The sequence below is a fragment of the Rhodoplanes elegans genome (assembly GCF_016653355.1).
GTDB classification, from domain to species: domain Bacteria; phylum Pseudomonadota; class Alphaproteobacteria; order Rhizobiales; family Xanthobacteraceae; genus Rhodoplanes; species Rhodoplanes elegans.
Genome location: NZ_NHSK01000240.1, coordinates 1 through 9,414, shown reverse-complemented (window position 1 = coordinate 9,414; position 9,414 = coordinate 1). Strand labels below are relative to the sequence as shown.

Here is a 9,414-nt window from a genome sequence, read left to right as displayed (position 1 = left end):
CCCGGCCCGCAGCCGCTCGGCCGCCGCTTCGTGGCCGGCTGCGCCGCCTTCGGCGCCGGCGCGACGAGCTCGGCCAGGCTCGCCGCCGCGGCAGCGCTGCGCCACCTTCTCGCCTTCGACCTGCGCGGCGCCGCTTGGCATGCCCGCCGGGCCGTCGTCTACACGTGCAGCCGCCGCGCCACCCGGGTGTGCCTGTTCGCCACCGGGGGGCCGGTCCTGCTCGTCGGCCTGGTCTGCGGCGGGCTGTGGTGGCGACTGACGATGGGGCCGATCCCGCTCGACATCGCCACCCCGTGGCTCACCGCGGCGATCGCCGAGAATCTCGGCAACAACTACTCGGTCGAGGTCGGCGGCACCGTCATCGAGCTCGACGAGGGCCGCCGCATGGCGGTCCGCATCCGCGACATCGTCGTCAAGGATCAGGACGGCGCCGTGGTCGCCACCGCGCCGAAGGCGGAGGCCGGCTTCACGGCCGGGACGTTGCTGTCCGGCCGTCCGCGCGCCGAGAGCATCAGCCTGGTCGGCGCCGAGATCGCGCTGCGGGTCGAGACCGACGGGAAGGTCACGGTGTTCGCCGGCGCTGACAAGCGCCCGATCGCCACCTCGCCGGTGCTCGCCGCCGCCGGCTCGACCCCGGTCGGGCTGAAGGCCGAGCCGCCGACCGGCGGCATCGCCGCCGACGCCAACGGATCGGCCGAGCCGCAGCGCGGCGCCGCCGAGAGCTTCGCGGCCGTGCTCGCCTGGATCGACAGCCTCGGCAAGCTCGGGTTGGACGGCGGCGCGCTCACCGAGGTCGGTCTGAAAAGCGGCAACCTGGTCGTCGACGACCAGCGCAGCGGCCGCCAGTCTCGCTTCGAGAACATCCACGTCAGCATGACCCGGCCGCAGCCAGGCGAGCTGTCGGTCACGGTCGGGTCGCAGGACCCGGATCGGCCCTGGGTCGTGGTCGGCGCCGTCAAGACGACGCCGCAGGGGACGCGGGCCGTGCGGGTCGAGGCCCGCAAGGTCTCGGTGCGCGACATCCTGATGGCGCTGCGGCTCGACGGCGGCGTCGAGTCCGACCTGCCCATCTCGGCGAGCCTCAAGGCGGAGATCGGCGCCGACGGCGTGCCGAGCTTCGCCAGCGGCCGCCTGCTCGCCGGCCCCGGCATGATCGGTGAGATCGGCGACGCGCTGAACCGCGTCACGGTCGATCGCATGGAGGCGAGCCTGGAGTGGGACGCTGCGCGCGGCATGATCGTGACGCCGTTCCAGCTGGTCTCCGGCTCCACCCGCATGACGCTGATCGGCCAGGCCGAGCCGCCGGCCGCAGCCGGCAAGCCGTGGCAGCTCGCGTTGCGCGGCGGCAGCGTCGTGCTCGGCTCGGCCGCCGACGGCGAGAACCCGCTGCTGGTCAACCGCGTGCTGGTCCGCGGCCGCTTCGATCCGGCGACCCGCCGGCTCGACATCCAGCACGGCGAAGCGGGCGGCGGCGACGTCAACGTCGCGATGTCGGGCTTCGTCGATCTCGCCGGCGGCGATCCGCGGCTCGTCGTCGGCATGGCGGCCCGCAACATGTCGGCCACCTCGTTCAAGCGCATCTGGCCGCCCTTCGTGAACCCGCCGGTGCGCGAATGGGTGATGGACAACATGGCGGGCGGCACGCTCGACCGCATCGAGATCGCCACCAACGCGCCGCTCTCGACGCTGCGGGCCGGCGGCCCGCCGGTGCCGGACGACGGTCTCTCGATCGAGATCGTCACCAACGGCACCCAGGTGAAGCTGATGGAGGCGCTGCCGCCGATCCGCGAGTCCGACCTCGTGATGCGGGTGCGCGGCCGCCAGATCGCCGTCGCGCTCGGCCGCGGCGTCGCCGAGCTGCCGTCGGGGCGCCGGATGACGGTCACCAACGGGCTCTTCGAGGTGCCGGACTCGCACGGGCCGAAGCCGCCCGCCAAGGTGCGGGCGCGGGTCGACGGCCCGGCGCCGGCGGCGGCCGAGTTCCTCGCCCTCGACCATATCCGCGAGAGCGCCGGCGTGCCGCTCGATCCCGCCACGGTGCGCGGCACCGTCAGCGCGCAGGTGACGGTCTCGACCCGCATCGAGTCCGACCCGCCGCCCGGCACGTTCAACTACACGGTGGCGGCCGACGTCACCAATTTCGGCGTCGACAAGTTCGCGCTGTCGCAGAAGCTCGAAGCGCAGACGCTGCGGGTCGCCGCCACCCAGCAGGGCTATCAGGTCAAGGGCGACGTCAAGGTCGGCGGCGTGCCGGCGGCGATCGAGTACAAGAAGGCGAAGGGCGAGGAGGACGCCGAGCTGCGCCTCACCGCCACGATCGACGACGCGGCGCGGACGAAGCTCGGCTTCGACGTCGGCAACGTCGTCGCCGGTGCGATCCCGATCAAGCTGTCCGGTCGGCTGGCGTCCAACCCGGACCAGGACAACCGGCTGCTGGTCGAATCCGATCTCGGCCCGGCCCGCATCGACAATCTGCTGCCGGGCTGGACCAAGCCGCCCGGCAAGCCGGCCAAGGCGGCGTTCACCTATGTGGGCCGCGGCAAGGCGGCGCGCTTCGAGGATCTGAGCATCGACGGCGCCGGCGTCGGCGTGAAAGGCGGTGTCGAGCTCGATCCGAACGGCGATTTTCTCGCCGCCTCGTTCCCGGTGTTCGGCCTCTCCGACGGCGACAAGGCGACCCTCAAGGCGGAGCGCGGCGCCGACGGCCTGATCAAGGTGACGATCCGGGGCGACGTGTTCGACGGGCGCGGCCTCGTCAAGTCGGTGATGGGCGGCTCGAGCCACGATCCCAAGCGCCAGAGCCCGACCATGGATCTCGACGTCGACGCCAAGATCGGCGCGCTCGCCGGCTTCAACGGCGAGGCGCTGCGCGCCGTCGACCTGAAGCTCGTGCGCCGCGGCGGCAAGATCGACGCTTTCAACCTCTCCGCCAAGATCGGCGCCGACGCGGCGCTGATCGGCGACCTCCGCGGCCGCGTCGGCGGCGGCGGTCAGGTCATGTATGTCGACAGCAAGGACGCCGGCGCGCTGTTCCGCTTCACCGACGTCTATCCGCGCATGTTCGGCGGCCAGATGTGGGTCGCCATGGACCCGCCGAGCCCGGATCAGCGGCCGAAGGAAGGCGTCCTCAACGTCCGCGATTTCTGGGTGCGCGGCGAGGCCTCGCTCGACCGTGTCGCCGCGTCGGGCGCGCCCGGAATGCAGAATCCGGGCGTCGAGTTCTCCCGCATGCGGGTCGAGTTCTCCAAGTCGCCGGGGCGGCTGACGCTGCGCGACGGCGTGGTGCGTGGCCCGATGGTCGGCGCCACGCTCGAAGGCGCGCTCGACTTCGCCGCCAACGAGGTGCGCATGCGTGGCACCTTCGTGCCGCTCTACGGGCTCAACAACGCCTTCGGCCAGATCCCGATCGTCGGCCTGTTCCTCGGCGGCGGCGACAAGGAAGGCCTGCTCGGCGTCACCTACGAGGTGGTCGGCACGCCCGGCGCGCCGGTGCTGCGGGTCAACCCGATCTCGGCCGTGGCGCCCGGCGTGCTGCGGAAGTTCTTCGAGTTCCCGAGCACGCTCTCGGGCAGCGATCGCGGCGGCACCGCGCCCGACGTGCGCTCGGCGATTCAGTGAGGCCGGTCGTGCCGTGAGGCCTCGTGTCCCGGGCGCGGCGCATCGCGCCGCGAACCGGGACCCAGGGGCGATCAGGCAAGGTGGTCGCCGTGCCGCCCGTCGTGCGGCCCCTGGGCCCCGGCTCTGCGGCGCATCAGGCCTGCGGCCCGATGCGCCTTGTCCGGGGCACGCGGCCGACGAGCGGGACGCTGCGTCGGCCCGCCAGCGACGCATGCGCCCACCCCCAGCTCACGCCTCCACGAACTCGCTCGCCCGATACCCTTGCGCATAGAGCAGCGCCGTGAGGTCGCCGTGATCGATGCGGGCGTCGGCGGCGGCCGCGACCGCGGGCTTCGCATGATAGGCGAAGCCGAGCCCGGCCTCGTCGATCATCGCGAGGTCGTTCGCCCCGTCGCCGACCACCATGGTGTCGTGCTGCGCGAGCCGCAGCTTTTCACGACGCTCGTGCAGGGCGGTGCGCTTCGCCTCGCGGCCGATCAGCGGCGGAAGCACGCGCCCGGTGAGGCGCTTGTCGGGGCCGATCTCCAGCACGTTGCCGACATGCTCGGCGAACCCGATCGTCGCGCCGACCCGCGCCGTGAACAGCGTGAAGCCGCCGGAGACGAGACACGTGTAGGCGCCGTTGGCGCGCATGGTGCGCACCAGCGCGCGGGCGCCGGGATTGATGGTGATGCGCGTCTCGATCACCTCGTCGATGAACGAGAGCGGCAGGCCGGCGAGCAGCGCGACGCGCTCGACCAGGGCCGGCTCGAAGGCGATCTCGCCGCGCATCGCCCGCTCGGTGATGGCCGCGATATGGGCCTTGCGGCCGATCATGTCGGCGATCTCGTCGATGCACTCCTGGCCGATCATGGTCGAGTCCATGTCGGCGAGCAGCAGCCGCTTGCGCCGGTCGGCGATCGGCTGGACGACGACGTCGATCAGCCGCGGCGCCAGCATTTCGCGCAGCCGCGTCGCCAGCGCCCGCTCGTCGAGCGCGCCGCGCGGCGTGAACGGCAGGTCGACCGCGATGCCGGGCGCGAGCCAGTCGGGCAGGCCGGGCGACGGCAGCGCGGTGCGCGCCAGCGCCGCCGTCGCGGCATCGAGATCCGGCACCGCGGGATCGACGATCAGGGTGGCGACGTGGGTCATGGGGAGGTCATCAGGGTGCCGGCATCGGGGACAAATGCGACCGCATCTCCGGGCTGTACGACGCCGCCGCGAGTCGATGCGGGAAGACAACGCTTGAATGCGCGGATTGCGTGCAGGCGGCGGTGACAACATACTCGGTCCGGTTCATGCCGTCTCGATACCGGTCCGCTTCATGGAAATCCAGTTTCCGATCGAGTTCATCGTGCCCGGCACGCCGGTGTCGTTGCAGGCGGCCCGTGCCGTCACCAAAGAAGACTGGAAACGCCAAGTCCGCGATGCCAGCCGCTCCGCGCTGCCGCAACCGCACTTCGCCTCGGAGGGGCGAATTGCGATGACGATCTACAATCTGCCAGCCGAGCCGATGCGCGGGGATCTGGACAACATCGTGAAGCTCATTGTCGACGCGCTGAGCCGACATATCTACGTGGACGATCGCCAAGTCGAGCGCATCGTCGTCCAGAAGTTCGACCCCGGAATGGGACTTGAATTCTCACCCGGGACCGAAATGTTCGCGAAGGCCTTGGAAGCAGAAAGGCCCTTGGTTTACGTCAGGATCAGCGACAACCCGTTCGAGGACTTCGAATGACCGTCGGTGCGTCGGAAAGAGAGGTTCTGACCGGGCTCCTTCCCCAGCTCGAAGCGGAGGGCTACGAGGTCTTCATCGCGCCCGGGCCGCCCCTTGCGCCGCATTTCCTGGATGGGATCACGCCGGACGTGATCGCCATTCGCGACGATAAGAAGCTAGTCGTCGAAATCGTCGGCCGTAACGGAAATTCGGGCCGGCTCGAGCGCCTTCAGCGGCTCGTGAAGGACCAGCCGGGATGGGAGCTGAGGGTCATCGTGGTGTCGCCGGCGACGGCGCCGGTGTCGCTTGCCGTACAGCCCGCCGAAGCGATCGCCAGGCAGATCGACCAAGTGGATCGTCTGGTCGAGGCTGGCGTTTTCTCGGCCGCGCTGCTGCTCGGTTGGGCGGCCTTCGAAGCCGCGGGTCGCGCCTTGATGACCGATGCCTTCCGGTACCCGCAAACGGCGTCTCGCCTGGTCGAGTATCTCGCAGGTGAAGGCTTCCTTCGGCCGAGCGAGGCGGCTCGGCTGCGCGGAATTGCCAAGACCCGCAATGCTCTCACGCATGGCGAGCTGGATGCGGCCGTGACGCCGGACGATGTCCGGGCGTTGGTCGACGTCCTGCGGATGCTCGTCGGGCTAGTCGAGGAGCGGCAGGCGAATACGTCACCCGCCGCCGAGGCCTGACGTTCGGTCCGCCTCAATCCAGCACGTGGCTGACCATGCCGTCGGCGAGCTTGGGCTCGAACCAGGTCGACTTCGGCGGCATGATCTCGCCGGCGTCGGCGACCGCCATCAGGTCGACCATCTGGGTCGGGTAGAGCGAGAACGCCGCCGCCGCGTCGCCGGCCTGCACGCGCCGGGCCAGCTCCTCGACGCCGCGGCCGCCGCCGACGAAGTCGATGCGCTTGTCGCGGCGCTGGTCGGTGATGCCGAACAGCGGCTCGATCGCGTTCTTCGTCAGGAGCGTGATCGGCAGGCGGCCGACCGGGTCGTCGGCCGGCACCAGCTCGGGATGCAGGGCGAGCGCGTACCAGGCGCCATCGACGAACAGGCCGAATTCGTGGCTCGCGGCCGGGCGCAGCGGGCCGTCGGCGAGCGTCACCTCGAAATTCGCGCCGAGTGCCGCCAGCAGCTCCGCCGGCGTGCGGCCATTGAGGTCCTTCATCAACCGGTTGTAGTCGAGGATCGTCATCTGGTGGTCGGGGAACATCACGGCCAGGAACTGGCCGTGCGAGCCCGGCCCGCCGCGCGCCGCCGCGACTCGCGAGGCCGCCGCCGAGCGGTGGTGGCCGTCGGCGATGTAGAGGTTCGGCAGCACGTCGATGGTGCGGGTGAGCTGGGCGACGGTCTCGGGGCCGTCGACCACCCACATCTCGTGGCGGACGCCGTCGTCGGCCGTCACGTCGACGGCCCGCTCGGTCTGCGTGACCTGGGTGAGCAGCGCGTCGAGACTCGCGCAATCCCGGTAGGCGAGCATCACGGGGCCGGTTTGGGCGCCGACGGCCTCGATCTGGCGGACGCGGTCGTCCTCCTTGGCCGGCGTGGTCAGCTCGTGCTTGCGGATGCGGTTGGTGTCGTAGTCGGCGACCGAGGCCGTGACGGCGAGGCCGGTCTGCACGCGGTCGCGCCAGGTCAGGCGGTAGACGTAATAGCCGGGCACGTCGTCGCGGATCAGCACGCCCTCTTCGATCATCCGGTCGAGGTTTTCGCGGGCCTTGGCGTAGACGGCGGGGGCGTAGGGGTCGATGCCGGGATCGAGGTCGATCTCGGGCTTGGAGATGTGCAGGAAGCTCCACGGCTTGCCGGCGGCGCGGGTGCGGGCCTCGTCGCTCGACAGCACGTCGTAGGGCGGCGCCAGAACCTCGGCGGCACGACCCGGCGCGGGGCGAAGGGCACGGAAGGGCTGGACCAGGGGCACGGGAACTCTCCGACGGGGGTCGATTTTTCGGCCCCGGTTTAGCACCTCGGGCGGCCCGCGGAAGGGATTCTTCGCGCCGCCGCGGCGATCCGGGCGGGCGGACTGCCGCTCAGTAGAGCAGGTACGGCCGCCGCTCCTCGACCCAGGCGTCCTCGTCGGGCCGGGTCAGTGCGTCGAGGTCGGCCGGCGTGGCGGCCGGGTCGTCGACCCAGGCGCGCAGGTCCGGACCGCCGTTGATGACGTCGATCGCCAGGCGCTCCAGTTCGTACTCGTAGGGAAAATCGCGCCACAGCGGATAGTCGCGGTAGAGCGCTCGGATCGCCTTGAAGGCGAGCGCCTGCAGCCGCCACGGCCGGAACGCGGCGTGGTCGTAGAGCGGCGCCTCGGCGTGGACGTGGACGCCGTGGCAGAGTTGCCCGACGTGCTTGTGGAAGGTCGGCTCGAACCAGATCTCGCGCAGCGCGCAGCCGGTGAGCCACTGCGGCGCGAGCCGCGCCATCTCGGCCAGCACGGCGCGCGCGTCGATGTCGGGGGCGCCGAACAGCTCCAGCGGCCGCGTGGTGCCGCGGCCCTCCGACAGCGTCGTGCCTTCGAGCATCACGGTGCCGGCATAGGCGCGCGCCATGGCGAGGTTCGGCGCGTTGGGGCTGGGATTGACCCACACGCGCTCGCCGAGCGGCCAGCCGAAGCCGGGCGCGGCCTCGGGGGCCCAGCCATCCATGATGACGACGCGGTACTCGACGTCGAGCCGGGTCGTCGCGACGAACCAGGCGCCCATCTCGCCCAGTGTCAGGCCGTGCCGCATCGGCATCGGGCCGGCGCCGACGAAGCTCTCCTCACCCGGGCGCAGCGTCAGGCCCTCGATCGGCCGGCCGACCGGGTTGGGGCGGTCCAGCACCCACACGGCCTTGCGCCGGCGCGCGGCGGCCTCCAGCACGTAGAGCAGCGTGGTCACGAAGGTGTAGATGCGGCAGCCGAGATCCTGCAGGTCGACGAGGAGCACGTCGAACCCGTCCATCATCGCGTCGGTCGGCCGCCGGACCTCGCCGTAGAGGCTGAACACCGGGATGCCGTGCACCGGATCGGTGAAGTTGTCCGACTCCACCATGTTGTCCTGCTTGTCGCCGCGCAGCCCGTGCTGCGGCCCGAAGGCCGCCGTCAACCGCACGTCGCCGCAGGCGGCGAGCGCGTCGAGCGAATGCGTCAGGTCGCGCGTCACCGACGCCGGGTGGGCGAGCAGCGCCACGCGGCGCCCGGCGAGCGGCGCCCGTAGCGACGGATCGGCGAGCAGCCGGTCGATTCCGAATCTCATCAGATCAAACCTTTGGCGGCTCATGCTGTACAGGGCGGCAGCGCAGCCGCAAAGCCGTCGGCGTGATGGAAATCGGGCTGTCCGGGCGGGTGCGCCAGCGCCCAGAAGGAGCGGCGGCCGTCCGTGTCCTCGATGACGGCCGAGAGGCCGAGCCGCAGGGGCGCATCGGCCGACGCCATCGCCAAGTCTCCGAGCGTCAGCGTCGCCCGCAGCGTGACGCGGCCTGCGTCGCGAAGAATCTCGATCGCTGGCGCCGCGATGTCGTCGGCCGGACGCATGCCGGTCCGATAGGCGTCGAACCGGTACGCGGCCCATGCGGTCGACGGCGACAGGTTCAGCTCCAGATAGCCGTCACCACGCCCGTCGCGCAAAAACGCCTCGCAGCAGGTGTGCCGCCACAGGCCGTCGGTTCGGGCGGGTGCCGCCGGCGCCGGCCAGCGGATCGCGTCGACGCGGCCGACGATCCCATAGCTCAGCATCAGGCGGCCGGGCGCGGGGCGGAGGATTTCGACCATTATGGCGTCGACGGTCGGGCAGGGCGTCTCGGGGTGGGGGTGCAAGGGCAGGCGCATTCGGAGATCCTATACCGCATCGGCAGTCTCGGACCCGTCATGCCCGCGCTCGTCGCGGGCATCCACGTCTTTCGGATGGGCCGGACAGCGAAGGCGTGGATGGCCGGGACGAGCCCCATAGGCGCTAAGATAAGGGGATTCCCGTCGGACCCGGGATGTGATTCAAGCTGGAGATGGCAAGGAACCATCTTGATTCGACCGAGTGGGATCGGCTCGTCGAGGGGCTCGGTGGTGAAGCGGCACTGACCGCGTCGGCTCGGGAGCTGAAGGCGTTCGTGCGCGCCCGCGGGATTCGC

7 protein-coding genes are annotated in these 9,414 nt (G+C 71.1%); 3 read left to right on the top strand and 4 right to left on the bottom strand.

All coding sequences use genetic code 11. The annotated features are described in order from the left end of the window. Positions 1-3,618: YhdP family protein (locus CCR97_RS26740; protein WP_338049144.1), on the top strand; the 3,618-nt coding region annotated here is incomplete at its 5' end. 228 nt (positions 3,619-3,846) lie between these two features. Here CCR97_RS26740 and serB read toward each other — a convergent pair. Then, positions 3,847-4,749 carry a phosphoserine phosphatase SerB gene (gene serB / locus CCR97_RS26735; RefSeq protein WP_111359455.1) on the bottom strand — a complete coding sequence of 301 codons (903 nt, stop codon included), beginning with the start codon at positions 4,747-4,749 and terminating at the stop codon, positions 3,847-3,849. A 97-nt stretch (positions 4,750-4,846) separates the two neighbouring features. On the opposite strand from serB, the gene CCR97_RS26730 reads away from it, so the two are divergent. Further along, positions 4,847-5,335: a RusA family crossover junction endodeoxyribonuclease gene (locus tag CCR97_RS26730; RefSeq protein ID WP_244670687.1), complete on the top strand. Its 489-nt coding sequence runs from the start codon at positions 4,847-4,849 to the stop codon at positions 5,333-5,335. Further along, entirely contained in the window at positions 5,332-6,000 is a 669-nt protein-coding gene (locus CCR97_RS26725; protein WP_111359457.1) for a hypothetical protein, read from the top strand. Before CCR97_RS26730 ends, CCR97_RS26725 begins: the two co-directional genes overlap by 4 nt. A gap of 13 nt (positions 6,001-6,013) precedes the next feature. On the opposite strand, the gene CCR97_RS26720 is transcribed toward CCR97_RS26725, so the two are convergent. The 3 genes from CCR97_RS26720 to CCR97_RS26710 form a co-directional block, all read right to left on the bottom strand. Next, on the bottom strand, positions 6,014-7,234 hold the full coding sequence (locus CCR97_RS26720) for a DUF1015 domain-containing protein (RefSeq protein ID WP_111359458.1): 1,221 nt from the start codon (positions 7,232-7,234) through the stop codon (positions 6,014-6,016). 109 nt (positions 7,235-7,343) lie between these two features. Further along, the gene (locus CCR97_RS26715; RefSeq protein WP_111359459.1) at positions 7,344-8,546 is read right to left on the bottom strand and encodes an exo-beta-N-acetylmuramidase NamZ family protein; all 1,203 of its coding nucleotides are present in this window, start codon (positions 8,544-8,546) and stop codon (positions 7,344-7,346) included. A 20-nt stretch (positions 8,547-8,566) separates the two neighbouring features. Beyond that, positions 8,567-9,061, bottom strand: coding sequence for a DOMON-like domain-containing protein (locus CCR97_RS26710; RefSeq protein WP_201160038.1), 495 nt, complete (start codon positions 9,059-9,061; stop codon positions 8,567-8,569). Positions 9,062-9,414 lie beyond the last annotated feature (353 nt).